Origin of the sequence: Flavobacterium reichenbachii, from assembly GCF_002217435.1 — a bacterium.
Lineage (GTDB): Bacteria > Bacteroidota > Bacteroidia > Flavobacteriales > Flavobacteriaceae > Flavobacterium > Flavobacterium reichenbachii.
The window spans coordinates 234,975-261,910 of the sequence record NZ_MUHF01000002.1 but is presented as its reverse complement, the minus strand read 5'-3'; the positions used below and the strand labels follow the sequence as shown (position 1 = coordinate 261,910).

The 26,936-nt window shown below is 31.9% G+C and carries 30 protein-coding genes and 1 other RNA gene; 11 read left to right on the top strand and 20 right to left on the bottom strand.

Going from position 1 to position 26,936, the window contains the following annotated elements:
* Positions 1-357: 357 nt before the first annotated feature.
* The gene (locus tag B0A68_RS03340; protein ID WP_035683266.1) at positions 358-1,179 is read left to right on the top strand and encodes a DUF3822 family protein; all 822 of its coding nucleotides are present in this window, start codon (positions 358-360) and stop codon (positions 1,177-1,179) included.
* Positions 1,176-1,781 (top strand): RsmD family RNA methyltransferase, encoded by a 606-nt coding sequence (locus tag B0A68_RS03335; RefSeq protein ID WP_035683264.1) that lies wholly within the window; start codon positions 1,176-1,178, stop codon positions 1,779-1,781. The genes B0A68_RS03340 and B0A68_RS03335 overlap by 4 nt, the downstream gene beginning before the upstream one ends.
* A 52-nt stretch (positions 1,782-1,833) precedes the next feature.
* On the opposite strand, the gene B0A68_RS03330 is transcribed toward B0A68_RS03335, so the two are convergent.
* A complete protein-coding gene (locus B0A68_RS03330; protein ID WP_035683263.1) occupies positions 1,834-3,951 on the bottom strand; it encodes an outer membrane beta-barrel family protein in 2,118 nt (705 codons plus the stop codon).
* Between the two features lie 137 nt (positions 3,952-4,088).
* Here B0A68_RS03330 and B0A68_RS03325 point away from each other — a divergent pair, with 137 nt between their 5' ends.
* Entirely contained in the window at positions 4,089-5,447 is a 1,359-nt protein-coding gene (locus B0A68_RS03325) for a sensor histidine kinase (RefSeq protein ID WP_035683261.1), read from the top strand.
* 9 nt (positions 5,448-5,456) lie between these two features.
* Positions 5,457-6,146 (top strand): response regulator transcription factor, encoded by a 690-nt coding sequence (locus B0A68_RS03320; RefSeq protein ID WP_035683259.1) that lies wholly within the window; start codon positions 5,457-5,459, stop codon positions 6,144-6,146.
* A 3-nt stretch (positions 6,147-6,149) separates the two neighbouring features.
* Here the strand turns inward: B0A68_RS03320 and B0A68_RS03315 are convergent, their stop codons facing one another.
* Positions 6,150-6,809 (bottom strand): outer membrane beta-barrel protein, encoded by a 660-nt coding sequence (locus tag B0A68_RS03315; protein ID WP_035683257.1) that lies wholly within the window; start codon positions 6,807-6,809, stop codon positions 6,150-6,152.
* Positions 6,810-7,068: 259 nt separating this feature from the next.
* On the opposite strand from B0A68_RS03315, the gene B0A68_RS03310 reads away from it, so the two are divergent.
* Positions 7,069-7,263, top strand: a complete 195-nt coding sequence (locus B0A68_RS03310; protein ID WP_035683255.1) for a hypothetical protein — start codon at positions 7,069-7,071, stop codon at positions 7,261-7,263.
* Between the two features lie 99 nt (positions 7,264-7,362).
* Here B0A68_RS03310 and B0A68_RS03305 read toward each other — a convergent pair whose 3' ends face one another.
* On the bottom strand, positions 7,363-8,613 hold the full coding sequence (locus tag B0A68_RS03305; RefSeq protein ID WP_035683253.1) for a cation:dicarboxylate symporter family transporter: 1,251 nt from the start codon (positions 8,611-8,613) through the stop codon (positions 7,363-7,365).
* Between the two features lie 31 nt (positions 8,614-8,644).
* Positions 8,645-8,962: RNase P RNA component class A (gene rnpB / locus B0A68_RS03300), an RNA gene on the bottom strand.
* 124 nt (positions 8,963-9,086) lie between these two features.
* Between rnpB and B0A68_RS03295 the strand changes: the two genes are divergently transcribed.
* Positions 9,087-9,380: an SH3 domain-containing protein gene (locus B0A68_RS03295; protein ID WP_035683250.1), complete on the top strand. Its 294-nt coding sequence runs from the start codon at positions 9,087-9,089 to the stop codon at positions 9,378-9,380.
* Between the two features lie 176 nt (positions 9,381-9,556).
* On the opposite strand, the gene B0A68_RS03290 is transcribed toward B0A68_RS03295, so the two are convergent.
* From B0A68_RS03290 to B0A68_RS03275, 4 genes are all read right to left on the bottom strand, one after another.
* Positions 9,557-9,928, bottom strand: a complete 372-nt coding sequence (locus B0A68_RS03290) for a LysM peptidoglycan-binding domain-containing protein (RefSeq protein ID WP_035683249.1) — start codon at positions 9,926-9,928, stop codon at positions 9,557-9,559.
* A 7-nt stretch (positions 9,929-9,935) separates the two neighbouring features.
* Positions 9,936-10,415, bottom strand: coding sequence for a BON domain-containing protein (locus B0A68_RS03285; RefSeq protein ID WP_035683248.1), 480 nt, complete (start codon positions 10,413-10,415; stop codon positions 9,936-9,938).
* Between the two features lie 161 nt (positions 10,416-10,576).
* Positions 10,577-11,431 (bottom strand): hypothetical protein, encoded by an 855-nt coding sequence (locus B0A68_RS03280; protein ID WP_051892516.1) that lies wholly within the window; start codon positions 11,429-11,431, stop codon positions 10,577-10,579.
* A gap of 13 nt (positions 11,432-11,444) precedes the next feature.
* The gene (locus tag B0A68_RS03275) at positions 11,445-11,894 is read right to left on the bottom strand and encodes a nuclear transport factor 2 family protein (protein WP_035683246.1); all 450 of its coding nucleotides are present in this window, start codon (positions 11,892-11,894) and stop codon (positions 11,445-11,447) included.
* Positions 11,895-12,153: 259 nt separating this feature from the next.
* On the opposite strand from B0A68_RS03275, the gene dnaX reads away from it, so the two are divergent.
* Positions 12,154-13,239 (top strand): DNA polymerase III subunit gamma/tau, encoded by a 1,086-nt coding sequence (gene dnaX / locus B0A68_RS03270; RefSeq protein ID WP_035683244.1) that lies wholly within the window; start codon positions 12,154-12,156, stop codon positions 13,237-13,239.
* A 257-nt stretch (positions 13,240-13,496) separates the two neighbouring features.
* Positions 13,497-13,913, top strand: coding sequence for a hypothetical protein (locus tag B0A68_RS03265; protein ID WP_035683242.1), 417 nt, complete (start codon positions 13,497-13,499; stop codon positions 13,911-13,913).
* 47 nt (positions 13,914-13,960) lie between these two features.
* Here the strand turns inward: B0A68_RS03265 and B0A68_RS03260 are convergent, their stop codons facing one another.
* The 12 genes from B0A68_RS03260 to pyrR form a co-directional block, all read right to left on the bottom strand.
* Positions 13,961-14,539, bottom strand: a complete 579-nt coding sequence (locus tag B0A68_RS03260) for an NAD(P)H-dependent oxidoreductase (protein ID WP_035683240.1) — start codon at positions 14,537-14,539, stop codon at positions 13,961-13,963.
* A 54-nt stretch (positions 14,540-14,593) separates the two neighbouring features.
* Positions 14,594-15,154: a Crp/Fnr family transcriptional regulator gene (locus B0A68_RS03255; protein ID WP_035683238.1), complete on the bottom strand. Its 561-nt coding sequence runs from the start codon at positions 15,152-15,154 to the stop codon at positions 14,594-14,596.
* Between the two features lie 43 nt (positions 15,155-15,197).
* Positions 15,198-16,088: a Ppx/GppA phosphatase family protein gene (locus B0A68_RS03250; protein WP_035683235.1), complete on the bottom strand. Its 891-nt coding sequence runs from the start codon at positions 16,086-16,088 to the stop codon at positions 15,198-15,200.
* 27 nt (positions 16,089-16,115) lie between these two features.
* The gene (ppk1, locus tag B0A68_RS03245) at positions 16,116-18,212 is read right to left on the bottom strand and encodes a polyphosphate kinase 1 (RefSeq protein WP_051892513.1); all 2,097 of its coding nucleotides are present in this window, start codon (positions 18,210-18,212) and stop codon (positions 16,116-16,118) included.
* Positions 18,213-18,217: 5 nt separating this feature from the next.
* The gene (locus tag B0A68_RS03240; protein WP_035683233.1) at positions 18,218-18,703 is read right to left on the bottom strand and encodes a SixA phosphatase family protein; all 486 of its coding nucleotides are present in this window, start codon (positions 18,701-18,703) and stop codon (positions 18,218-18,220) included.
* A 209-nt stretch (positions 18,704-18,912) separates the two neighbouring features.
* On the bottom strand, positions 18,913-19,416 hold the full coding sequence (locus B0A68_RS03235) for a CAP domain-containing protein (protein WP_035687984.1): 504 nt from the start codon (positions 19,414-19,416) through the stop codon (positions 18,913-18,915).
* 166 nt (positions 19,417-19,582) lie between these two features.
* The gene (gene pdxH, locus B0A68_RS03230; protein WP_035683230.1) at positions 19,583-20,227 is read right to left on the bottom strand and encodes a pyridoxamine 5'-phosphate oxidase; all 645 of its coding nucleotides are present in this window, start codon (positions 20,225-20,227) and stop codon (positions 19,583-19,585) included.
* 135 nt (positions 20,228-20,362) lie between these two features.
* Positions 20,363-21,268: a ribonuclease Z gene (locus B0A68_RS03225; RefSeq protein WP_035683228.1), complete on the bottom strand. Its 906-nt coding sequence runs from the start codon at positions 21,266-21,268 to the stop codon at positions 20,363-20,365.
* A gap of 103 nt (positions 21,269-21,371) precedes the next feature.
* Positions 21,372-21,704, bottom strand: a complete 333-nt coding sequence (locus B0A68_RS03220) for a hypothetical protein (protein ID WP_035683226.1) — start codon at positions 21,702-21,704, stop codon at positions 21,372-21,374.
* 146 nt (positions 21,705-21,850) lie between these two features.
* Positions 21,851-22,777 carry an aspartate carbamoyltransferase catalytic subunit gene (locus B0A68_RS03215; RefSeq protein WP_035687982.1) on the bottom strand — a complete coding sequence of 309 codons (927 nt, stop codon included), beginning with the start codon at positions 22,775-22,777 and terminating at the stop codon, positions 21,851-21,853.
* Positions 22,778-22,861: 84 nt separating this feature from the next.
* Positions 22,862-23,503 (bottom strand): DUF6891 domain-containing protein, encoded by a 642-nt coding sequence (locus B0A68_RS03210; protein WP_035683224.1) that lies wholly within the window; start codon positions 23,501-23,503, stop codon positions 22,862-22,864.
* 79 nt (positions 23,504-23,582) lie between these two features.
* Positions 23,583-24,122: a bifunctional pyr operon transcriptional regulator/uracil phosphoribosyltransferase PyrR gene (pyrR, locus tag B0A68_RS03205; RefSeq protein ID WP_035683222.1), complete on the bottom strand. Its 540-nt coding sequence runs from the start codon at positions 24,120-24,122 to the stop codon at positions 23,583-23,585.
* Positions 24,123-24,342: 220 nt separating this feature from the next.
* On the opposite strand from pyrR, the gene B0A68_RS03195 reads away from it, so the two are divergent.
* From B0A68_RS03195 to B0A68_RS03185, 3 genes are all read left to right on the top strand, one after another.
* Positions 24,343-25,296: an SMI1/KNR4 family protein gene (locus tag B0A68_RS03195; RefSeq protein WP_035683217.1), complete on the top strand. Its 954-nt coding sequence runs from the start codon at positions 24,343-24,345 to the stop codon at positions 25,294-25,296.
* Positions 25,297-25,341: 45 nt separating this feature from the next.
* Positions 25,342-26,214 (top strand): hypothetical protein, encoded by an 873-nt coding sequence (locus B0A68_RS03190; protein WP_035683215.1) that lies wholly within the window; start codon positions 25,342-25,344, stop codon positions 26,212-26,214.
* A 235-nt stretch (positions 26,215-26,449) separates the two neighbouring features.
* Positions 26,450-26,914: a hypothetical protein gene (locus B0A68_RS03185; RefSeq protein ID WP_035683213.1), complete on the top strand. Its 465-nt coding sequence runs from the start codon at positions 26,450-26,452 to the stop codon at positions 26,912-26,914.
* The last annotated feature ends 22 nt before the right edge of the window (positions 26,915-26,936 follow it).

Sequence of the window (26,936 nt, the reverse complement as noted above, 5' to 3'; positions counted from 1 at the left end):
AAAATTGAAATACAAAGTACGGTTTTTTTAATGGCAATAACAATTGTAATGTCGATGTCAATTACAATTGCAATTGCAAAATTCGATCTAAATTTAAAAAGTAACTTCATGAAAATTTAAACCTAGCAATGCGAAACCTTTAAAATTAAATTACCTAAAGCTTAAAAATTAAAAATATAACATCTTACTAACTTTCATATAACATTAATTTTTGAAATTGCAGTTGATTTTTGAATTTTGATTTTTGTCATTGATATTGCTGCGGCAATTATTTTTCTTGCTTTTTAATTTGTAAGTTTGTGTTCGAATTAAATTCCTTCTTGAAACCAAAAACAGGTAACGAATTATAAATCAAATATGTCATTGCAAAACCTTAACATTACTTCCAAAAAATACAAAAAACTTTCTATTCAGGTTTCTCTTACCGGGTTATCATTTTGTTGTTTTGATACTTTAAATAATATTATCACAACCATGAAAGAAGTTGAGTTCGATACTTCAAACAAGACGGTAAAAATTGAAGATTTATTGACAGATGTTTTTAAAAATAATGCTGAGCTGAAGCAGTCTTACGATGAAATAATGGTTATTCACACTAATAATCTTTCGACATTTGTGCCAACTGCTCTTTTTGATGAAGATTATTTGGGAAGCTATTTACAATACGACACTAAAGTCTTTGAAACAGACTTTTTTACCTACGATCAGATTTCAAATTATCATATGAATTCTGTTTATATTCCGTACATTAATATCAATAATTTCCTGATAGATAATGTTGGATCTTTTGATTATAAACATGCTAACAGTATTTTGGTCGAAAAAATACTGGATGCTTCGAGAAATAATGACGAAAAGAAAATGGTGGTCAACTTCAATCCCGGCCATTTTGAAATTATCGTTGTACAAAATCAAAAACTCTTACTATTCAATTCATTTGAATACAATACACCAGAAGATTTTCTCTACTATATCCTTTTTACAGCAGAACAATTGAGTTTAAATCCAGAAACTTTTCAGCTTGAACTATTAGGCACAATTAGCGAAAATGATCCCTTTTATGCAATTGCGTACAAATACATTCGGAAAATTTCTTTTTTAGATGTAACTTCATTGCAGGAAAAGAATAATTTTTCTACTGCTCAAAATCAAAAACATTATATTCTATTTCAATCATGAGAATTATTTCAGGAAAATACAAAGGGCGACGCATATTTCCACCAAAAAACCTTCCTGTAAGACCTACGACTGATATGAGTAAAGAAGCATTGTTTAATGTTTTAAATAATCATTTTAGTTTTGACGGCTTAAAGGTTTTAGATCTTTTTTCAGGAACTGGAAATATCAGCTATGAGTTTGCTTCACGAGGAAGCGCGCCAATTACGTCTGTAGATGGTGATTTTGGATGCGTAAAATTCATCAAGCAGGTTTCGTCAGAATATGATTTTGATATTGCAGCAACAAAAAGTGATGTTTTTAAATTTCTTGAAAACTGTAAAACATCGTACGATATTATTTTTGCAGATCCGCCGTATGGTTTAGATCAGGCTGTTTTTGAGAAAATTGTTCTTACGGTTTTTGAAAGAGATCTGCTTGAGGACGATGGAATGATGATCATCGAACATTCTAAATACACAAAATTAGATCATTTGAGTAATTACTCTTTTCAAAAAAGTTACGGAGGTTCTTTCTTTACGTTCTTCGAACTGAATTCTACAGATGATGACGAAGAACTTCCTGATGATTCTATTATAAAAATTATTGACGAAGACGAAGGATAATATCTCTTCTATAAAACTAAGAAATCCCTTGAAATTCAAGGGATTTTCTATATCATCTAATTCGGTTTTCATTCTCATTTATACTCTTTTCTTTATACTGAGAATCTTTAATCTTCCCGAAAGAATAACGAATTGCAATAGAAACTTCCTGTACATCACCCAAATATCGTGCTTTCGAATTTACATTATTAACCGTGAATTGTTCTGCATAGATTGTATTCTTAAAAACATCATTAAAATTTAAAGTGCAATTCCATTTTTTTCCAAAAGTCTTATTTAGCGACATATCAAAAACCAATTGGGCTTTTCTTTCAAAAACGCCATCGTTTTGTTTGGTCATCCCCCAAAACGAAAGCACATATGTAAAATCTTTTGGCAGTTTAAAAGTGTTATTCGAGTAATAATATAAATAAGGTTTTAAAGAGCTGGACAATGCAGAATCATCTTCGACTTTATTTTTTATAAAGATTAAAGAGTTTGTTGTGGTCCAAAATTTATACGTAAAAGGCAATGTCAAATCAATCATAAAACCACTTTCTCTTTTATAATTCACGTCAGTTATCGTCAGTACATTGGTTTCTTTATTGAATATAAAGCTAGAATTGACCGTGTTTTTGGTATTATAAAAACTTAATTTTATCGTTTTATCATGATATTGATAAGAGCTTGAAATTTCATCTACTAATGCAGGAACCAAATTTATACTGCTGCCGTACAAAAAATACGGATTTATATAAACTGCAATCTGACTCAATGAAGAATATTTTGGCCTTACAATGCTTTTTGCATAATTAAGATTGATACTTTTTATGCTGTCTATTGGAAATGTAAACTGAACTTTGGGAAATAAATTGGTATAATTTTTATTAATCAAAGGCGAAATTTCAGATTTGAATTTGCTGTATACATCTGTATTTTCTACTCTTAAACCAACAGAAAAATCGATTTTTTTTATCTTTCCGGAAAATTGTGTGTAAGCTGCTAAATTTCTTTCTTTAAAATCATAATTTGATACTGTATTTTCATTTTCATCAAAATTATAAATATCAGAATCTGATTTAGAATCGGCATTCAGATAAAGTGCTCCATATTCTAAATTCATTTCGTTTTTAAACTTTTTTTCTAAATCGATTCTTCCGGAAAAAACATCTACATTAAACTTCTGATCTCTATTTTGCGACAATTCAAATCCATTTTCATTGAAATTATTTTCAACAAGACTCCACCAATGCTGTTTATAATTAGAATACTGAAAACCTGCAAATAACTGTGTATTAATTGCTTTTATCTTTTTAGAATAATTTACAAATGCATTTACAAAATTCTTACTGCTGGTATTATCACTTAAGGTAAAAACATTGTTTTCGTCATTTTGATTTTTATTATAAGTAAAAGTATTAATATCAAAAGAGTCGTCTTGAAGTTTACTATTTACATTTATAGAAAAATAATCATCGTCATTTATTTTATAAAATAAACCTCCGCCAAATATATACTGCTTTCTTTTTGTAGTGGATTCTACATTATAATTAGAAATAATAGACGCTTCCGGAATCTGATAAGCAATACTATGACTTTCCCAAGGATTTAGCCGGTTATAATTAAAATTGGCTTTCCATTCCAGTTTTCCTCTTTTAAAACTCGAATTGAATCCGAGGTAATTATTGTAATTTTTTTTAGATGAAGCAACTTCGGATATTTCAGTTCTAAAACTATCTTTTTTACTTAGTTTTCTGGTAATTAAAATTACAGAACGACCTTCTGCTTCATATTTTGAAGATGGATTCTTAATAATTTCAATCGTTTTGATGTCGGCAACCGCCAAAGCATTCAGATCATTCATTTCGACTTTTTGATTATCTATATAAATTAATGGATTTCCTTTGCCTAAAACTGAAATATTCTCGCGATCTGAACTAATCTGAACCAATGGAAGTTTTGAAAGCAGGTCAATCGGATTTGGAATTGTATTGTAGATTGAATTTGCAACATCTACTTTTATGTTTCCATTCGTATTTGTAAAAGTCTTTTTGTTTTGACTGATTACGACTTCACTCAGATTATTTGAAATAGAGTCTTTGGGCGTTTCATTTTGGGCACTTACAAACAACGAGAGAAGAAAAAATAAAAGAATCAAAAAGATTTTTACGGGCACAGAAATAAAATTCATCTTAAAGAAATATGGGTTAGCAATACCACAAAAATGCTTTGAAAAACCAGTTCTGAAAGTTAATTGAAGGTTAATGCGGGGTTAAAGCCTTTTTTATCTCTTAAAAACATTATTTTTGAAATGAATTGTCAAGTTATATGAAGCAAAGAATCAATTTATTAATCGCTTTTTCTGTTGTCGCGCTAATCGTTTTATCGAGTGTACAATGCTATTTGGTAAAAACGACTTACGATTATAAAGTTGCGCAGTTTCATACAGAAATCAAAAATGAAATCGCTCAGATTACCAATAATTACAGCGATATTGATTCATTTTTAGCAGCGAGAAAAGATGCGCTGTACAAAACATTATCTGAAAATTATATTCAGGGAAAAAATACGAAGTCGGATATTAAAAAAGGGATTCTGGAAAATGAATTTAAAGATGCTTTGACTCAGAAAATTCAAAGGAAACTTGAAAGAGATCTGCCAAATTTTAAAATTGATTTTGCGATCATTCTAAACAAATTCATTTTGTATAAAAATGCCTGGAAAAACGATACGATCTTCTCTGAAAAACCTTTTATTGAGAATAAATTATACGGAAATCTGGCTTCTTTAAATCATTCTTTTCTGGTACGAAATTATGTGGGAACTACAAACGGAACTTTTGAAAATCAGGATTACAAATTATTGACAGAAGATTCTATGTATGTTTCTGTTATAGATTGGGAAATGATCATTTTAAGGCGAATGACCGTTATTTTGATATTGTCTTTATTTTGTATTCTCACATTGATCAGCCTTTTTGTAATTGCAATTAAAGCTCTAATTAAGCAAAAAAAGGTAAGCGATGTCAAAACCGATTTCATCAATAATATTACACACGAACTCAAAACACCTCTGGCTACTTTGGGTATTTCAACAAAGATTTTAGAGCAGAAAAATATCCGTGATAATGATGAAAATTTTAATGCGATTGTAAATACAATTTCCCGTCAGAACAATCGACTCCAAAACTTAATCGATCAGGTTATGGCTAATTCTCTGGCAGAAAATGAAATAGAATTAGAGAAAGAAAAAATTGAAACCGAAGATTTTCTTTTTTCAATTGTAAATGATTTCAAATTAACGTTTCCTAAAATTGACATTCAAACTGATTTTCAGACTCAGAAAACAAATCTTATTTTGGATAAATTTCATTTGACAACTGCACTATTAAATGTTTTGGAAAATGCTGTTAAATATGGTTCAAACAAAATTGTGGTAAAAACAAAACAAATAGAAAATCAGTTTTCTATTGCTATTGAAGATAATGGAATCGGAATTTCAAAAAACAAACAGGCTTTACTTTTTGAAAAATTTTATCGAGTTGAACAAGGCAATCTGCACAATACAAAAGGGCTTGGTTTAGGACTTTATTATGTGGATCAGATTATTAAAGCGCATCAGGGAACGATTGCTGTTATGAGCGATTTAGGAAAAGGCGCTGTGTTTACCATTATGTTTAAAGTTTAATTTATTCTTTTGAAAAAAATTCTTTTAGCCGAAGACGATGCAGATTTTGCAAACGTTTTAAAACAATATTTAGAATTGTACCAATATGAAGTTTTGTGGGCTGAAAATGGTCAAATCGCTTTAGATTATTTTCAAAAGCAAACTTTTGATATTTGCGTTTTTGATGTCATGATGCCTAAGCTTGACGGATTTTCTTTAGCTGAAAAAATAATCAAAATCAATCCTGATATTCCATTTATTTTCCTGACTGCCAAAAAATTAAAAGAAGACAAAATTAAAGGACTAAAACTTGGCGCCGACGATTATATCGTAAAACCTTTTGAAGCTGAAGAATTGATTTTAAGACTTCAGAATATTTTAAAAAGAAGTACTAAGAAAACAGTTTTTCAGGAATCAGAATTAATGCAGATCGGATTGTATTCTTTTGATACCAAACGTTTTTCTTTAAAAATAGAAAACAAAACACAGCAGTTAACAGAAAAAGAAGCTGCGCTGCTTCAATACTTTTATTCGCATCAAAATCAATTATTAAAAAGAGAGCAAATCCTGAAAGCTGTGTGGGGAAATGATGATTTTTTTTCTGGCAGGAGTATGGATGTTTATATCAGTAAAATTCGGAAATACTTAAAAGACGACGCTTCAATACGTATAGAAAGCATTCGGAATATCGGAATAGAATTTAAAATAGCTAAGTCATAACTTTTAATTTTTCTTTTTTTCGAATCCTAAATAATAGCTTATTCCTAATCCTAATGTATTAGTATTAAGAGAGCTGTCATAATTATTTACTTCTTTTAAAACTTTACCGAGATCTACACCATTGTAATAGAGATTTATAGAAAAAGAATCATAGGTTCTGTCTGAAATGACAATATCGATTCCGACGCCAATTCCAAACGTTTGCTGCCATTCTGAAATCGCTTCTTTTTTAGTATCTGATTTTAATGGATTACTTTGATTTATAACTGTATAATATCGCTCTGCTCCTATTTTTGCCACATTAAATCTGGGCAGTATCTGGATAAATACATCGCCGGAGTTAACTTCACTGCTGTACAATGAGATTTTTGGCGTTAGGTTGATATTAAACGCATAAGCTCTGCTGGTACGCAGATCAAGTGCAATTCCCTGCTCGTTTACTTTACTGTAATCTTCTAAACTTCCTGCAAAATAACTTACTCCAATTTCTGGTTTAAGAAAACGGTGAATTTTTACTTCAACACCACCTCCTACTTCCGAGAAAAGATTGTTTTTGAAGTCTGAATGTTTATAGATTGAAAGATTTGCATAAACTCTTGCGTGTTGTGCATTTGCATTTGCGACAAACAAAACGAGCAAAAGGCAGCATATTATTTTCTTCATTATCTTATTTCAATTACAAATATTGTAAAAAATGGCGTTGAAAAACAAAACAATAAAATGAGAATAATAGAGCTCTTTTCATCTGTGCCAATTTGGTTAGTCAGCACAAATATAACATTTAAACCATGCGGTGAAATTAAAAATATAATTTTTTCTTACAGAAAAATAATGTGAAAAATATAATTTTTGCCACGCAATTATATAATGGTAAAACGTTGTAAATTAAATAGATTTGTTATGAATCATAAAACTAAATATCATGAACCTTAAAAGATTTTTCGGAGGATTACTTACAGTCCTCGGTATTGTCGGCCTAATATATACAGCAGTTATTTTTGCTGGGACTTCTGGTGAAACCAGAGACATCAAATCATTAATTATATACGGAATATTAGGCGTCGTGTTTTTCATGTCCGGAATCAGTCTGGTACGTGCTACAAAAGACGAAGCATAAATAAAATATTGATACTGCCACGAAGACACAAGTCTAAAAAAAAATTGTAAACATTAAAGAATAAAAATTACCATCTTGTGTTTTCGCGGCAAATCAAAATTATCCCTCTGATATAGGATCTAAATTCAAATCTGTAAAATCTCTTTCACTTTTAGAGATCACGATTGTTGCTGTTGTATTTCCTATTAAATTGGTAATTGCTCTTGCTTCGCTCATAAATTTATCTACACCGAGCAAAAAAGCCAATCCTTCTACCGGAATTTTATGAATTGCGGTTAATGTAGAGGCTAAAACAATAAAACCACTTCCGGTTACTCCCGCAGCTCCTTTAGAAGTTATCATTAAAATTCCTATAACGCTCAGAATTTCGAAGAAACTCAAATGAACGTCATATAGTTGTGCCAAAAAAATTACAGACATTGATAAATAAATAGAAGTTCCATCGAGATTAAAAGAATATCCTGTCGGAATTACTAATCCTACAACCGATTTACTACAGCCCATTTTTTCAAGTTTTACCATGATATTGGGCAGTGCAGCTTCTGAAGATGAAGTTCCTAAAACAATTAAAAGTTCTTCTTTAATATATTTTAAAATTGCAAGAATACTGATTTTATAATATTTTAGAATACTTCCTAAAACAAGAAAAACAAACAAAATCATGGTAAGATAAACGCACAGCATTAATTTGCCCAGCGGAATTAAAGTCTGCAGACCAAACTTGCCAATCGTATACGCCATGCCGCCAAAAGCACCAATTGGCGCGAGATACATTACATATTTCAACCCCATAAAAACTACTTTTGAGATACGCTCTAAAACTAAAATAGTCTGCTCTCTTTTTTGATAGAAATTCAATGCTATACCGCAGATAATTGCTGCAGCTAAAACCTGCAGTGTAAAATTGGATAAAAAGAATTTCAGCCAAGAGAAATGTTCTGCAGTTCCACTTGTATATTGACTTGCATCCTGTAAGGCCAAACCGGTTTTGTCGATTTTTCCTGGTTTAAAAACGTAGGCAATTGTAACACCGATTGCGAGTGCGATAGTCGAAACAATTTCAAAATAAGTTAAAGCTTTAATTCCGATCCTGCCTACTTTTTTTAAATTTCCCATTCCTGAAATTCCCAAAACAATGGTCAGGAAAATAATAGGTCCTATAAAAAGTTTGATAATATCTACAAAAGTTTTCCCGACAATTTCCATTTTCACTCCGTTTTGAGGAGAAAAATGCCCCAATAAAACACCTGTAATAATAGCAATCAGCACCCAAAAGGTAAGATTGGTCAGGATAGTATTAAGAGTGCTTTGTTTGGGTTTATTTGAAGAATTAGGAGTTGTAATATTCATGAAATTTAGTTAGATAGTTTCACAAATATATAAAAAAAGCAGACCTATAAGCCGGATTCTGTCCCTGATAAATCAGGGCCTTATCATTTATCTAGACTTACAATTACTCATAAGCTCAAGCTACCTACCCTTCAGCAACGAACGAGAAGCCCTTAAATGCTGATATACTTGGTATTTCACCGCATAGAGTTTACCTGGTTTCACTACAGCATTACCTGTACATACTTTCTGTTGCACTTGTCCTTGACTTATTACTAAGACCGACGGGTGTTACCCGCTATGCTTCTCTGTGGTGTCCGGACTTTCCTCCCTCCCGATGAATCGGAACGACGATAAGGCGGTCTGCGCGGCAAAAGTAACACTTATAACTGAGGAATTGAGATTTTAGAATTCAGATTTTCAAATCAAATTCATAACATTTTAATTTTAAAATGGTTATCTTTAAAATTCAATAATTTTAAAATGTAATAATCATGAGTAAAATGTATCATTACGCAACCGTTTCAAAAGCTTTAGATCAATTGCATGAAAAAGGATTTACCTGCGACTTCAATTTAAACTCAGACGCGATCAAAAAGAATCCCGAAAAATTTGAAATTGTACATGTGTATCGATACGAAGGGGAATCAGACCCAGGCGATGAGGCTGTTGTGTACGGAATAAAATCAAATTCTGGAAAAAAAGGCGTTTATGTATCCGGATTTTCTGCAGATTCAGACTCTGAAACTTCGCAGTTATTACTAGAATTGAGTATTAAAGGGAGGTAATTTCTCAATTTATTTTTTTGAACGCTATCTCCAATTCAACCAAAATTTGTCTTTCGACGAATGAGAATCTTAGTTTAAAATCTTCATTCGTCGAAATGACGTAAAATGTAAAAACGCTATTATTTTTGGATTTAAGACATAAAAAAAAGTCCATCATCGAGACGGACTTTAATTAATTATTCTGTTGGTATTTTCAATTTCCAACCCACTTGTATGAGATCTGGATTTTTAATAATGTCTTTATTGGCTTCAAAAATAGTCTGCCATGAAACGCCGTATGCTTTTCCTATTTTAGAAAGTGAATCTCCTTTTTCTACGGTATATTCTCTCGAGATACCTTGATTTACTTCTATATTCATTACAACATCTGCTGATCTGTAATCGGGATCAAGCTTATTGTAAGCATCCCAAAGTTTATCTTTATCTTCTGCCGAATTTACTGAACCATCAATATACAAGACATTGTCCTGCTCTCTCACTTGTAAATTTGCAGTTTTTAGCTCAGAAGCTAAATTTGTCAAATTTCTATATTTATCTTGTAAACTCATAACAGCGTTATTTAATGATTAATTTGTTTTCAACTTTTTTAGGTTTCAATTCCTGCACACTTTGCATTAAAGGCTGCAATTGACTTCTTTTAACTTCACCCGAAAGAGTAACAACACCACCTACAACAGTAGCGCTCACTCCATCGTAAGCTTTTACAACCTCACTAACAGATTTATCCAAATCGCCGTCTGAATTAATGATAACAGCTGCCGCAGCAGGTTCTTGATTTGCAACAGGAAGTTCGCATGCATTTACTACAGATTTTACTCCTTTAGTCGCTTTTACACTGCGTTCGATATTTTTTTTGAAAGCTTCGTCTTCACAAGTTCCTGTAATTGTAGCAACACCTTCATGTACTGTAACTTGTACTTCTGGCGCATCGCCTAATTTTTCACTAATTGCTTTTTCAATATCCGCATCTTTAGGTGTGCAAGATGCAAGGGAAACAACCAGCCCCATTCCCAATAAAATTGATTTCATTTTCATAACACTATCTTTTAATAATTAAGTATTTAAAATTAAACAGATTAAATATCAATACATTATAAGAATGCTAGTGGGTTTTATATCTTTTCCAGTAAGGTCAATTGAGCTTTGCAAGTGAGCTGTATGAAATGTGCGGGAAATTCTCAAGTTAAAAACAGCAACTAATACCTTGGGTAAACATCGTAACTTGAACGCTCTTCATTTGTATTTTTTATTAATTTATTCACGCAGTTTTGTTGAAACAATAACTCCAATTGTTTTTTGCTCAGATTTTGAGCATTAACAATGTCACTATTTTTAATTCCTAAAAATAACCTTCCGCGAATCGTAAGATCCGTAATGCTGTCTAATTTAATAATCGTGTTTTTATGTGAATCTTCCTTAATAGTGGTAATGGCAGTCGCGTAAGTATTGTAATCATTAATATAAAAAGTAAAATTTATAAAACTATGAGATTCCGTGTAGGGAGCACCAACAACGCTTTTATTCCATTTATTATACAATGCATTTTTAGAAATGGGAAGCTTATAAATTTTATCGCTTTTTACTTTAATATTAATCTGCAGTCGAGGCTGACTGTCTGCCAAAAGCGTAAAAAAACAGAATATGCCAATTATTGCATTTAGCATAAAATAAGACTTCTTGCTTTCTGCTTGTTTTTTTTCAAAGTATTTATAAGAAAAAGGTAAAATCGAAATCGCTATTAAATCTGAAATATCTACAGTTCTGTAAAATGCCAAATTGGAGACTTCTGAAATAAAAGCAATAAAATTATTTGAGATTTCTAATTTCCAAAAAATAAAAAACAGAGCAGTTACAATATAAATCCTCAATGAATGTTTCGGAAGGAATATCGAAACGAAAAATGGAAAAACAAATAATCCTGCAAAATCGCTTAATTTACCCGTAATCACATTGTGAAACTCGTATTTTAGATAAAAGTCATTTAAAAGCAGGACTATAATTCCTAAAACAAGCAGCTCCGAAGTGAAAAGTTCTAACTTAATTTTTTTCATATTTATTTATTAATTATTGATGCTGAGAAACATCATTATACTGCCAGAGAACATTTATGATTTTCCATTCTCCGTTGGTCTTCACAATATGCATATAGTCGATCCAAGCATCTGCAAGCAATTTTACCGACGCAGTTCTAGTCGAAACATCTAATAATTTGATTTCTTTTCTCGGATTGTTCGGAAATTTATCGCCTTTTACATTGTAAGTTTCGGCCAAAATAACCATATTTTCTGCAAAAAATTCAGAAATAAAATCTTTCTGGGCTGTCTTATTTCTAAAAACTGATCTTTTGACCATACGAGGATGCAGCGCACTTTCCATAAGTTTTGAATTCGGGTTGTGCTGTGCCTCAATATAAGCCAAAGCAACACGTTTAATCTCTGATGTGTCTTGTGCGGTTTGCGCCTGAATTTTATAAGAACAAAATATAACAGCCAGAATTGCAAAATATTTTTTCATGCTATAGGATTAATTAAGTATTTTTTAATAAAATTCTGATTAACGATTTTCGTTTATTAACAGTTAAAAATAATCCTTTTTTATCTACAAATAATAAATCCAAAAAATTAAAATTAACAAATATCAAATGCAATAAACTAAAATCTCTTAATGCCCGGTAATAAAACTTACACCTATTCAAACACTTAAAAATCTTTCAATTTTTAAATTTTTAAATCATTAAATTATACTCTATATTTGCTATCGAATAAAAAAGAATATGGAACAATTTGTAGTATCGGCTCGTAAATACCGCCCGCAGACCTTTAAGGATGTTGTGGGGCAGAAAGCCATTACCAACACGTTGTTGAATGCCATTGACAGCAACCACCTTGCTTCTGCTCTTTTATTTACAGGACCACGTGGAGTTGGAAAAACGACTTGCGCGCGTATTTTGGCCCGAAAAATTAATCAGCCTGGATACGACGATCCAAATGAAGATTTTGCATTTAACGTTTTTGAATTAGATGCTGCTTCAAATAACTCGGTTGATGACATTCGAAGTCTGATTGATCAGGTTCGAATCCCGCCTCAAACCGGACAATACAAAGTTTATATTATTGACGAGGTGCATATGTTGTCTTCGGCTGCTTTTAATGCTTTTCTTAAAACATTAGAAGAACCGCCAAAGCATGCTATTTTTATTTTAGCAACAACAGAAAAACACAAAATCATTCCGACGATTTTATCTCGCTGTCAGATATTTGATTTCAAAAGAATTACTGTAAAAGATGCAAAAGAACATTTAGCAGAAGTTGCAGCAAGTCAGGGAATCAATTTTGAAGATGATGCTTTGCACATTATTGCCCAAAAAGCAGATGGCGCAATGCGTGATGCTTTGTCTATTTTTGACCGTGTGGTTTCGTATTGCGGAACAAATCTTACGCGTCAGGCCGTAACCGAAAACCTAAACGTTTTAGATTACGAAACTTATATTTCGATTACCGATTTACTTTTAGAAAATAAAATTCCGGATCTTTTATTGGCATACAACGATATTCTGGCAAAAGGTTTTGACGGACACCATTTTATCGCTGGTCTGGCTTCTCATTTTAGAGATTTGTTAGTGAGCAAAACTCCTGCAACTATTGCTTTATTAGAAGTTGGAGAACAAGCACAGCAAATGTACGGCGTTCAGTCTCAGAAATGTTCTCAGGAATTTTTATTAAAAGGAATTGACATTGCCAACGACTGCGATTTAAAATACAAATTGAGTCAGAATCAACGACTTTTAGTTGAGTTATGTTTGATGCAATTGGCCTCTATCAACTTTGATGGAGAAAAAAAAAAGCTGAGCAATTCATAATTCCACCCGTTTATTTTAAAAATGGCGGTTATTCTATAGTTGAAGTCGAAAGTCAAAAGCCAAAAGCTGAAACTCAGACCGCAACTGAAAATCCAAATCAAAAAACTGAAAATCCTGCAGCAAACATTCAAAGCACTGTAAAAGAGCAAGCTGTAGAAACACCAAAAGTTCAAATTTCTGAAGCACCAAAATCGGAAGCAGGCGGCGCACCCAAAGTTTCTGCTTTTTCTCTATCGAGTATTCGCAAGAAAAAAGAAATGGAGGCAAATAGTAAAAGCTACGTTAAGCCTTCTTCTGTCATGCCTACAGAAGATTTTACAGAAACAGAAATGCTGGTGCAATGGAATAAATATGCAGAACGTTTAGGGCAAAAAGGTTTAAGGATTATGGAGTCTTTACTGCTTATAAATGACCCGACTTTAAACGGAACTGTAATTACGCTTGAATTGCCAAATGAAGGTTCTAAATTAGATTTTGAAAGCCAGCTTAATGGTCTTTTAGGTCATTTAAAAGGACATCTGCACAATCATGATATTACGATTGAAGTAGTTGTAAATGAATCGATAGAAACCAAACGTAGTTTTAATGATCAGGATCGATACAATCGTTTATTAGAAATAAATCCAAACATTGAACTTTTACGCTCTACGTTTGGATTGGATATTAATGCTTAATTTTTTTTCTTCGAATTTGCGGTTTTTGCAGCAAAAATAAAAAGATTCTATTTATTTTTCAGTCCGAAATTATAGATTTTTTCAAGCCATTTTTTCTTTTGGACTTCATCGGCAGTTTTTACGATTCCGATATAACTCACTTTTACGGGCTTTACACCGCAAAACTCCAAAACAGTTTTCTTCAATTGATTTACACTTGGTTTTCCATAAAACAACTTGTAATACCAGCTTGGCTGGTCTAAAGTGGTAATAATATGAGCCGTTTTTCCTTTGAGTAATTTATCCCACCAAACTGAATTTTCACGGTATTGAAAAGCCATCCCAGGCAAAAATAAACGATCGATAAAACCTTTAGTAATTGCAGGAAGTCCGCCCCACCAAATTGGATGTATCCAGACTAAGTGATCTGCTTTTTTAATTTTCTCCCACGATTCCAGTAAATCAGGTTCTAAATCGGTTCGTTTTTGGTAGCCAAATTTTAAATTCGGATTAAAATTTAAAGATGCAATTGTAATGGTTTCAACAATTGCCCCAGAAGCAAGTGCTCCTTTATTATATTCGCTTGCGATAGCAAAATTAAAGCTGTCGGGATTAGGATGACCGTTTATAATCAGTATTTTTTTCATATTGTTCTTTTTCCAAAAATACTATTCAGCTTATTTATTTCACTGGACAAATGTCTATAAAACTGCTTTTCTAATTCGGCTTAGATGTCGTGGTGTAACTCCCAAATACGACGCTAAATATTGCAATGGAATTAACTGCAGGTATTTTTGATGATTTAGATATAATTCTTCATAACGCTGTGCGCCGGATAATTTCTGAAAAGAAATCATTCTTTTTTGAAGATTTACAAATTCTATTTCAGTTAATTTCCTGCCTGTTTCCTGCCAGTTAAAACCTGATTTATAAAGTTTCTCCAAGGCTTTTCGATCTAAAACCTGCAATTGGGTATCGGCTAAAGCCTGAATGTTTTCTTCGGCTTTTTCTTCGGTTATAAAGCTGGCAAATGAAGCCATAAGTTCATTTTCGAAAGCAAAACAATTGGTAATTTCATCACCTTTATGATTCAGAAAAAAGGAACGTAAAATACCGCTTTCAATAAACACAATTTCATTACAAACCTGATTTTCGGTCAATAAAATTTGTCCTTTTTTAAGAGAACGAAATGTAATCAAACTATCTAAAAGATCTAATTCTTCGGGAGAAAAATTCTGAAGAGATTGAAAAACTGATTTCATTATGAAAAAGGTTTGACGCTAATTAAAACCGGCGCCTTAAAAATTAAATTTTCCCGTAATACATTGCTTTTACGATACCATCAGAAAGTCCAATTTTGGGTACATAAATCTGGCGCGCACCACTCCATTTCATTGCATTAAGGTAAATTCTTGTCGCATGGATAATTACATCGGCACGGTCAGAATTTAAACCTAATTCTGCGATTCTCTGTTCGTAAGTCAGCGAATTTAAAAATGCATATTGAGAATTAATATAAATGTAAGACAGCGGTTTTTCCTGCTGTTTTCCAGACATTTTAAACAATTTATTGATGTTACCACCAGAACCAATCAGTGTTACTTCTTCATAATCTTTGGTATTGGTTTTAATCCATTTTTCGATTTCATCCCAAACCACATCGTGAACCATATTATTTAACAAACGTACAGTACCTGCTTTAAAAGATCTTGAATTAACCATTTTCCCGTCAGAGAAAAGAGTAAATTCTGTACTTCCGCCGCCGACATCTACAAAAAGATACGTTTCGTCTGTTTTAAGCAAATGGTGCAGATCTGTAGAAGCAATAATAGCCGCTTCTTTTTTACCATCAATAATTTCAATTTTAATGTCTGCTTTCTTTTTAATCAGCGCTACAACTTCTTTGGCATTATAAGCTTCTCGCATTGCAGAAGTTGCAAATGCCATATAGCGCTCTACTTTATGTACTTTCATTAAAAGGTGGAATGCTTTCATAGCATCGACCATCCTTTCTATATTTTCTTCTGAAATCTCTCCAACTGTAAAGGCATCTTGTCCCAAACGTATTGGCACACGAACAAGCGAGCTTTTATTAAATTGAGGCTCTTTGCCGTCTTGTTCTACAACATTCGATATCAGAAGCCTCATAGCGTTTGATCCGATATCTATTGCTGCATATTTCTTAATATTAATCATGCTCACTTATGATTTTTAATTTTAAATTTATTGTTTAATTAGCTCTTCTGCCGGATTATTACCTTGTTCTAACAATTCAATTTTTTTTTGGTAATATTTATAAGTTTCAAGCTGAGCTCTAAAAGGGGCATGATGATTTCTTGGCTTGTATTTATTGTCTAATTTATAAGAATGATATCTTACTTTTACGTTTCCTTTCCAGGCAATATTAAAGTTATCTATTAGTTCTTTTTTAATTTCAAGATCATAAATAGGGCACGTAACTTCTACTCTTCCGTCCAGATTTCTAGTCATAAAATCTGCTGACGAAATATAAACTTCTGTCAATCCGGCATTTCCAAAAATATAAACTCTAGAATGTTCCAGATAATTATCTACAATACTAATCGCTTCTATATTTTCGCTCATTCCCGGAATTCCTGGAATTAGCGAGCATATACCTCTTACCTGAAGCTGAATTTTTACTCCTGCATTACTTGCTTCGTACAATTTGTCGATCATTTTAAAATCTGACAAACTATTCATTTTTAACTTTATATGCGTTTTTCTACCGGCTAAAGCGTGCAAAATCTCACGATCTATCAGTTTTATAAATTTGGTTCTGGTATAATGAGGCGATACGATTAAATGCTTGTATCTATGAACTCTGTAATTTATATCGAAGAATTCAAAAATCTTAGTAATATCTTTTAGAATTCCCTGATGACAAGTAAAAAGCGTAACATCGGTATAAATTTTTGCTGTTGATTCGTTGAAGTTTCCGGTCGAAACAAATCCGTAACGACGCGTTTTTCCTTCTTCGGTTCTTTCTATTACACAGATTTTACTGTGAACTTTTAATCCCTTTATTCCAAAAATAAGTTCAATTCCTTCGGTCTGCATTTGTTCTGCGTAAGAAATATTGCTTGCCTCATCAAAACGTGCCTGAAGCTCGATCTGAACGACCACTTTTTTTCCATTCTTAGCAGCATTAATCAAGGAGCTAATTACCTGCGAATTTTTAGCAAGTCGATATAAAGTGATCTTTATACTGGTAACTTTTGGATCTAATGCAGCTTCACGCAAGAACTTTGTCAGATATGAAAATGACTGATATGGCGCATGCAGCAAGTAATCTTTTTTACTGATTTTTTCAAGAATGCTTCCTCCAAGTCTTAAATCAGGAATTGGCAGCGGATCATTTGTTTTATAAAGAAGATCATATCTTCCTAAATTTGGAAAACTCATATAATCACGTCGGTTATGATATCTTCCGCCGGGAATTATACTATCTGTTTCTACGATTTTCATTTTATCTAAGAAAAAATGAAGTGTGTCTTTTTCTATTAAACTGTCGTAAATAAAACGAACAGGTTCTCCTATTCTACGATCTTTTACCGATGTTGCAATTTTTTCGAGCATACTTTTACTCAAATCGCTGTCGATATCCAGCTGTGCATCACGGGTAATTTTGATCATGTGTGCTGATACACTTTTATAATCGAAAATATTAAAAATGTTCTTCAGGTTATATCGAATTACATCGTCGATCAATATAACATACTGTTTTTCATCATTTGAAGGAAGTACAACAAAACGATTTATGGTTTTCGGTATTTCGATTACTGCATAACGAACTTCATCGTTTTTATTCATTTCTAAACGAACTGCCAAATAACCTAATGTATCTTTTAAGACCGGAAATTCGGCTAAATCATTTAGAATGATTGTCACTAATTCGGGACTTAATTTTTGAGTAAAAAAGTCTTTTAAAAAATTTTCCTGATCAACATTAATTTGATCTTCGTTTATAATAAAGATATTTTCTGCTTCTAGTTCATCTTCTATATTACCCAAAATACGGAGACTTTCAGATTGCTGCTGAATAACAATTTCTGTAATATCTTTAATTAACTGATGCGCAGAAACCCCACCCAAATATTTTTCTCCGGAGATACCAGAAAGACTTAATCTTCGAATTGCGGCATACCGAACTCTAAAAAATTCATCTAAATTGTTCGAAAAAATTCCAACAAAACGCAGTCTGTCTAAAAGCGGTACTGTGTTGTCTGCTGCTTCCTGAAGCACTCTTGCATTAAACGCTAACCAACTTTTTTCTCTATCGATATATTTCTGTTCGTACACTTTATTTATTTTAGATCTTTGGGGAAAATTGTTTTATGTGTTATGCCTTTGTTGATTGTATCCCAGCTTTCTGATTCGAATTTTAAAGCTACAAATCCTGAAGTTGGAACATTTTCTATAAAAACATCTCCAAATTTATTAACAAAATTTGTAATAGCCTCGTTATGTCCAAAAAGAATAACGCTTTCTAAACTATTATCACATGATTTAATAACCTTTTCCAGCTGTTTATCATCAAAGGTATAAAGGTCGTCTTTATAAACGATACTTTCTATAGGATACGAAATATTCTGAGCAAAAATCAGAGCAGTTTCTGAGGCCCGCGCTGCTGTACTGCTCCAAATTATATAGGTCTTCGGAAGAAATTTTGAAATATTAGTGGATACTTCATGAGCATCTAAAATCCCTCTTTTCATTAAAGGTCTGTCGAAATCTTTTAAAGGTGCTTCCCAGCTTGATTTTGCATGACGTATTAAAATTAAATTTTTCATAAGTAGAAGTTTAGAAACCTCATAAAGGCTTCAGATTTTAATTAAGTTCTAATTTACAAAAGATATTTTAATCCCTTTCATTTTTTTAACTCCCTTAACATTTTTCCTGAATTCAAACAAGAATTAAAATTTTAGGAAGCTGCAAAAAAAAATCGCTGTAACTCCAAAAAGTTACAACGATCACTAAAAAACCAACCAAGTTCAATATTTTAAATTTTCGCAAAAATGTTAGTGTAATATTTTCTTCCTGAAGCATCTGCTGTAACAGACAAACCAAAATGAGTATAATCTCCCTCTATATTTTCTTTATGTCCGGGACTTTCCAGCCAGCCTTTTACAGCATCTGCCGGTGTTTTGTAATTGTAGGCAACATTCTCTCCTACTTTTTTTGCACCAAGAAGATTCATAATATTCGAGGAACGGGATTCAAAATTATCATGATTTACAACATTGTTTTTAATCATGTATTTGTTGTGCTCTTCGCTTTTAAAAGAAATATGATTAACCGTAGTTAATGATTTTAAACCAATACTTACACGGTATTCGTTTATCAATCTCATTGTTTCTACTTCAAAATCATTATAAGTATAATTGGTAACAATAGTTGTCGGCGTTATTGGAGTACCATTGTCGGCAGCTTCGCTGTCAGCAGAACATGCATTCATTGCAATAAATATTGCAATGAATAACATGGCGCGCATAATCTTTTTCATAGTCGACTTTGGTTTATGCATTAAAGTAGATGTTGGGGCAAATCCTTTAAATCTTTATATAAATATCATTGTTTTCTACTTCAAACATATCTAATTTATCGATAAACTACAAAAATAATCGATAAAATGCATTATTTTATGTTAATTAAATATAAAATTCTTACATTTAAGAAGAAAGTCTTTCTGTTTTCCATGAAAAATCAGATTGGCTTGTATATCGAATTCTATCGTGAAGTCGGTTAGGTCTTCCCTGCCAAAATTCTACCTGTAAAGGAGTTACTAAAAAACCGCCCCAATTATCAGGTCTCGGAATTTCTTTTCCTTCAAACGCAGCTTCTAATTTCTTTAAATTTTCTTCGAGAAAAGTCCTTGACGGAATTACTTCACTTTGATTGGAAACAATCGCGCCCAGTTTGCTGCCGTCGGGACGGGAATCAAAATAACCGTCTGATATATTTTCTGATGTTTTTTGAGCAATTCCTTTTATAATAACCTGACGCTCCATTTCCTGCCAAAAAAATGACAAGCAAACATGAGGATTTGCTTCAATAGCTTTTCCTTTATCTGAATTATAGTTCGTATAAAATATAAATCCTTCTTCAGAGAATTTCTTCAACAAAACAACTCTTGCTTTAGGAAAACCATCCAGACCAATTGTAGAAACTGTCATGGCATTTACTTCTCCGTTTCCTCCAAAATCTTCTACTTCATGAAACCATTTATTAAAAAGATTAATAGGATCTTCTGGAATATTACTTTCCAGCAGTTCACTCTTTTCGTAAGATTTTCTATAATTGCTTAAATCATTCATTTTTTTTAGGTTTTAGTTTTTTTGTTTCATGTTTGAAGTTTCAGGTTTCATGTTTGAAGTTTCATGTTTCAGGTTTCATGTTTCAAAAGAAAAAACTCAGAATCTTAGTACCTCAGAAACTTAGAAACTTTAAATTCAAAACTCAAACGAAACTCCATCATCTGCTAAAAGAACATTTGGAAAAACTTCCTGAGCTTCGGTTTTAAAAGATTCAATTCCATCATATCTTGTAGAATAATGCCCTAGAATCAATTGTTTTACATTTGCTTTAACCGCAATTCTTGCCGCTTCTTTTGCTGTCGAATGCAGCGTTTTTTCTGCAAGTCTGGCTTCTGATTCCAAAAATGTAGCTTCGTGATATAAAATATCTACATTTTCAATAATCGGAACTACGGCTTCATGATAAACCGTATCTGAACAAAAAGCATAACTTTTTGGTTTTACAGGATCAAAAGTAAGTTTTGCGTTTTCGATTACAGTACCGTCATCAAGTGTAATATCACTTCCGTTTTTTATTTTCTGGTAATATGCTATATGTATGTCATATTGCTTTACGGCTTCCACATTTAGTTTTCTTTCGTCTGGTTTTTCCTGAAAGAGAAAACCGTTTGTATAAACACGATGTTTTAGCGGAATTGTTTTTACAATAACACGTTTATCTTCAAAAATAACTTCACTTTCCTTGGATTCTAATTCATGGAAAAATAAATTATAGGTCGTCCAGGATTCCGTTAATTTTAATTGAAGAAGAATTAATTCTTTAATTCCTTTTGGACCGTAAATATGAAGATCGGTAGTTCTTCCTAAAAGGGAAAAAGTCGAAATGGTTCCGATTAATCCATATAAATGATCTCCATGAAGATGAGAAATAAATATGTGATTAATTTTTGAGAATCTAATCTTGTTTTTTCGAAGCTGTACCTGAGTACCTTCACCACAGTCAATTAAAAACAATTGATTTTTAATTTCTAAAACCTGCGAAGTCGGATTAGTAAGCGTTCTGGGAGTTGCGGCATAACAGCCAAGTATGGTTAACTTCATTTTAGATTATTGATTTTAGATTTCAGATTGATAAAAATTTTAGAATTGATAATAAGATTTTAGATTCAGTGATAATCTAAAATCAACAATCTAAAATCTAAAATTAAAACCCGAGGTCTCTTTCGATTTCTTCCATTTCGATAATATCGTGTGCTTCCAAAAGTGAAGGAACAACAAGTAATTTATCTGAAATAGCGTTAAAATCAAGATCAGACACCACAATTACAAAAGACTTTTTTGCTTTTTTATGTGTTTTAGAAAGAGGCAGAAAAAGCTTCAAATCTTTTTCTGTCAATGCAGAATCTGATGACAAATCGATTATAATATTGTGTTTTTCAAAGGTTTTAAACTGCTGCGTAACTTTTTCAAGAAAAGAATTTACATCTTTTTGTGTATCTTTAATCGTAACGGTATGTCCTTTTTGATCTACTTTCATTTTATAATTATAGGGCTTGTTTTACAAAAGCTAAGGTACGAAGTTTTTTTATTTTTTAGTTTCAGGTTTCAAGTTTCAAGTTTCAAGTTTCAGGTTTGTCGACCGTTTGTCAAAACTTGAAACCTGAAACTTGAAACAATATCGAATTATTGAATTTTTGAAGCTAAAAGATAAATAACAGCCATTCTGATCGCTACGCCATTTTCTACCTGATTTAAGATCACTGAATGATCAGAATCGGCTACTTCAGAAGTTATCTCAACTCCTCTGTTGATTGGCCCCGGGTGCATGATTACGATTTCTTTTCCGAGAGAATCCAAAAGTGGTTTATCAACTCCGTATTGTTGTGCATACTCACGTGTTGAAGGAAAGAAATTTACATCCATACGTTCGTTTTGTACACGAAGCATGTTCGCAACATCGCACCATTCTAATGCTTTCCTTAAATTCGGCTCTACCGTAACACCGAGCGATTCAATATATCTCGGAATTAATGTTTTTGGTCCGCATACTTTTACCTCTGCGCCCTGCATCTGCAAAGCATATATGTTGGATAAGGCAACTCTCGAATGCAGAATATCGCCAACAATAACCACTTTTTTTCCGGCAACATCACCCAATTTTTCTCTGATAGAATAACTGTCTAATAATGCCTGAGTTGGGTGTTCGTGTGCTCCGTCTCCTGCGTTTACAATACTGGCTTTGACATTTTTAGATAAAAAATAAGCCGCTCCGGGATTGGAGTGGCGCATTACAACCATGTCTACTTTCATGGAAAGGATATTATTTACAGTATCGATCAGGGTTTCTCCTTTTTTTACCGAGGACTGAGCTGTAGAAAAACTAATAACATCTGCAGATAAACGTTTCTGCGCTAATTCAAAAGAGAGTTTGGTTCTGGTACTGTTTTCAAAGAAAATATTGGCAATGGTAATATCTCGTAATGAAGGAACTTTTTTAATTGGTCGGTTGATGACTTCTTTAAAATGATCTGCCGTTTCAAAAATCAGGTTAATATCATTCTCGTTGATGTATTTTATTCCTAATAAATGATTTACGCTTAATTCTTTCATTTTTGTTTCTTTAATATTATTTGTCAAGTTCCTGAATTTCTGAAATTATTCAGTTCTTCAATGCTTCTTTAAAGAGCAGCTACTCTATTGAATCATTCTGTCTACAACCTCGCTGTAATCCTGCAGATCTCTTGCATCTTCATCAAAAATTTTCTGCCATCTGAAACCCGGAATTTCAATTTTCGATCTTGAAGTTTCATTCCAGTTTACTTCAAAACCATTGTTTCGTAAAACTTCGGCAACTTTTTTTCCAACCTCGATTGTAACTGCATCATCAGAATTATCAACTTTTTGGAAAGCGATATACAAACTCGGATTTTCAACAGCTACTGCTCTGACTAAATCCTGTTCGTGATAAAAACAATAACCGTCAGATTCGACTTCATTTTCCTGAAGTTCTCTTTCAACTTCAACTACCTCATATTCTCCGTCACTTGTAGTGTAACCTGCATTATGAAGCGCAATTATATTTTCTCCGCATAATTCATCAAACGCTTTTATAAGCCTTTCAGTATCTGTCGGACTTTTCCATTGTTTACTTTCTGAAAGTAACTTTTGGTATTCTTCTCTTATTTTATCAAAAGCCCATTCTTCTGAGATTTCATCGTCAAATTCGTTATCTTCAATTTCTTCCAGAATATTTTCCTGAATCTCATCAAGAGAAAGAAATCCCATTCTTATCTGATTAAAAATTGATTCATAAATAAACGCTTCGTTCTCTGTCATTTTTTTTATTGTTTAACCGTTTATTTGTTTAACTGTTGATTTTGTTGATTTGTTTAATTGTTTCGATTTGACGATTAAACTAATTTGTTACTAAATGAACAACATCTTCACCATCATTTTCTTTCCAGCTCACTATTACTTTCTCCCCATTTATAGCATCAACCTGACGGCCTCTGTAATCGGGCTGAATTGGAAGATTACGACTGAAACGTCTGTCGATTAATACCAACAATTCGATTTCTGAAGGTCTGCCAAAAGATTGAATTGCAGTTAATGCAGAGCGAATGCTTCGTCCTGTAAACAAAACGTCATCGATAAAAATGACTTTTTTATTTTCGACTATAAAGTTGATTTGAGTTTTATTGGCTTCTAATGGTTTATCGGTTCTGCGGAAATCGTCTCTAAAAAAAGTGATATCCAGATATCCTAAAGAGATTTCAGGTGTCTGGTATTCGTTTTCTAAAATTTGTTTTAAACGCTCTGCCAAATAAACGCCTCTCGGCTGAATCCCGATTAGAATAGTATCAGAGAAATCAAGATGTTTTTCGATTAACTGACAAGCCAAACGATGGAGTATGATAGTAACTTCTTTTGAATTAAGTAATACTTTTTGGCTCATAATTAAGTGTGATGTTTGGTTGGGCAAATATACGAAATCAGAATTTATTTGTTGGGGTGTTGGGTGGGGAAATATTTTTTTTTGGTTTTGAGAAGTCTTTAATAATAAAAGTTATACTTTTTATAGATATTTTAGCACTAGTAACTTATTTCTATATTTATTATACAAAGAGTTGGCAGTATTTATTAGACAAAAACCTTAACATCAATAAGGTAATGATATGAAAGATATTTGGAAACAGCCTGCAAAAGGTTTTAGTGAACAAACCATTGGAAGAACAGAAGAGCAAATCGTTCAAAAAGAAATCGAAATTGGTTTTAAATTTCCAGAACTTTACAGAGAACATATGAAGCTACAAAATGGTGGTCATTTATGGAAAAGTGCCTTGAATTATAACGGAGAAGTAAACGAACTTTTATGTAATGACGCTACTTTTGATCCAATAATTAATCACAATGGGTATAAGACCTTAAAGGATGTTTTATTAGAATACATGGATAAAGAGAAATTAGAAAGTTCTACAAATACAAATTTTCTGTATTTAGACAGACTTCCTATTCTTTCAAATATGGGCGGTCATACAATATTGTGTTTTGACTATGGTTATAATGTTGAAAACGAATATGAAATACCCGAAATTGTATATTTTGAATTAGAGTATGCCGAAGATGGCTACGAAGAGAGAATAAGATTAAAATCCTATGATGAATTAATCAGCAACTTAGTTTATTATGGCTATGAATCAACTTCATATTATGTTGGTTTAAAGTCAAATGAGTCTATTGAGAAAATTTCTGAATTGATTGAAAAATCACTTGACCTGCAACTTGAAATAAAGACAGATGATGGTTATGGCTGGTACAACTTCGAAAAATGGTATTATGGAGTATTTAAGTTAAATGCAAGTCTGTCAGCATATGTTAAATTGACACCAAATCAATTTTTGAGTAACACATTTCTTTTCCAAAATAACAAAGAATTTAATTATGTTATTGATATTCATCTAAGAATTGGAGTAGATTCTTTTCAAGATAATTCCAATTTTGTAAAGTCAATAATACAGAAAAAGTTTCAACAATTTTTATCGAATGTAGATTGGATTTTTTTAGAAATACCATTTAATAAGGAAAATAAAATTGAGTTAGAAAAGGTAATGCAAACATACAAGGATTAAAACCGTCTTATAACTAATACATTATAACGACACAAAAAACAATTTATGGGAACTTGGGGAACAGGAATTAAATCAAACGACACTTCGTCAGATATATATGATGACTTTTTTAAGTTGTACAATGAAGGAAAATCTGTCAAAGAAATCTCTGATCAATTAGTTACAGAAAACAAAGAATTAATCGAAAACAAAAGCGATTCAAATAATTTTTGGTTTGCTTTGGCTTTGTGTCAATGGGAATGCAAACAATTAGAGAATCCACTATTAGAAAAAATAAAAAAGATAATAGAATCTAAAAGTGACCTTTTAATCTGGAAAGAGTTAGAAGCAACTGATGTTGATATCAAACAACGTGAAATTGATTTAAATAAATTTCTAACAAAACTCCAAACAGAGAAAAAAACTGCTAAAAAAATAGTTATAACAAAATATTATAATTCGATATTTAAAAAAGGGGATTGCTTCATTTTTAAAATGATTGATGGGAATTATGGAGGTGCTTTAGTATTAACAGACGAACAAAATACAGAAATTGGTGCAAATTTTATAGCATTAACCGATATAAGCAAAATTGAAAAACCAACAATTAATGATTTCAAAGAAGCAGAAGTTTATATAAAAAGAGAAAAAGATGTAAATCATTTGCTTGCTAAATTTGGCAAAATTAAAATTGAGGTTAATGATATTTCTCAAATTGGAATGGTTACTGCTGTAGATTTTAAAAGAGAAAAAATAGAGTTTGAAACAATTGGCAATCTTAAACTATATAGAGAATACAAAATTGGAAATAGTTTTAGAGGAATTCCTTGGAATCAACTTTTGCAAATAGTGCCAAATAAAGAAAATGATGAAAAGTTATATGGAAAACCAAAAACTAAAATAAAATTAAGCAAATGGACAAAATGGCACTGGTTGTAAAATATTGATTTTTGCGGTAAACTCGTATTTACGTTCGTAAAAAATTTACAATTTGACAGAAAATAATCAGCTCATAAGTTCATAACCTTGCCAATCTTAAGAACGTTAACAGACATCTTTAACGACCACATAAACAAAGTATTGACTACTGCTTCAAATGTTTAGATTACTGATGGCTGTACTGCAAAATATATTCAACTTAAAGTGAACAAAAAGTAATTATTCTAAATAAAATATGATAATAGGAAACAAAGAGACTTTTGCTGTTGAGCTTATTGCAAACGAAAATAATCCAAAAATGGGTTATGGAAAATTATGGCTGCAAAATAGTTTTCTAGGAACAAGTGAAGATTTAATTTATTTGAATGGTTATCTAATTTCTTTAATTGATGAAATTATTAATTCAAAAGAAATCAATTTTGAACTTGAAAATAGAAATGAGATCGAAATCTTTGAAGTCTTGAAATCTAAGTCAAAAAAACGTTCCGACTATGCCGTTATAGGATCTACTTTCACAGATGATTTTGAAATTTATTCTTATAAAAAAGACGACAGTATAATTGTATTATGGAAATTGATGCATGAAAAGGAGATGATTTTTAATGAACTGAAAAAATACAGTAAAGAAATTCAGTTTGCGACTGTTCCATTATTTGAACTTGAAATAGTAAAGAAAAAAGTATTAGAAATAATAACTTAACTGATCTATTATAAACTTAAAA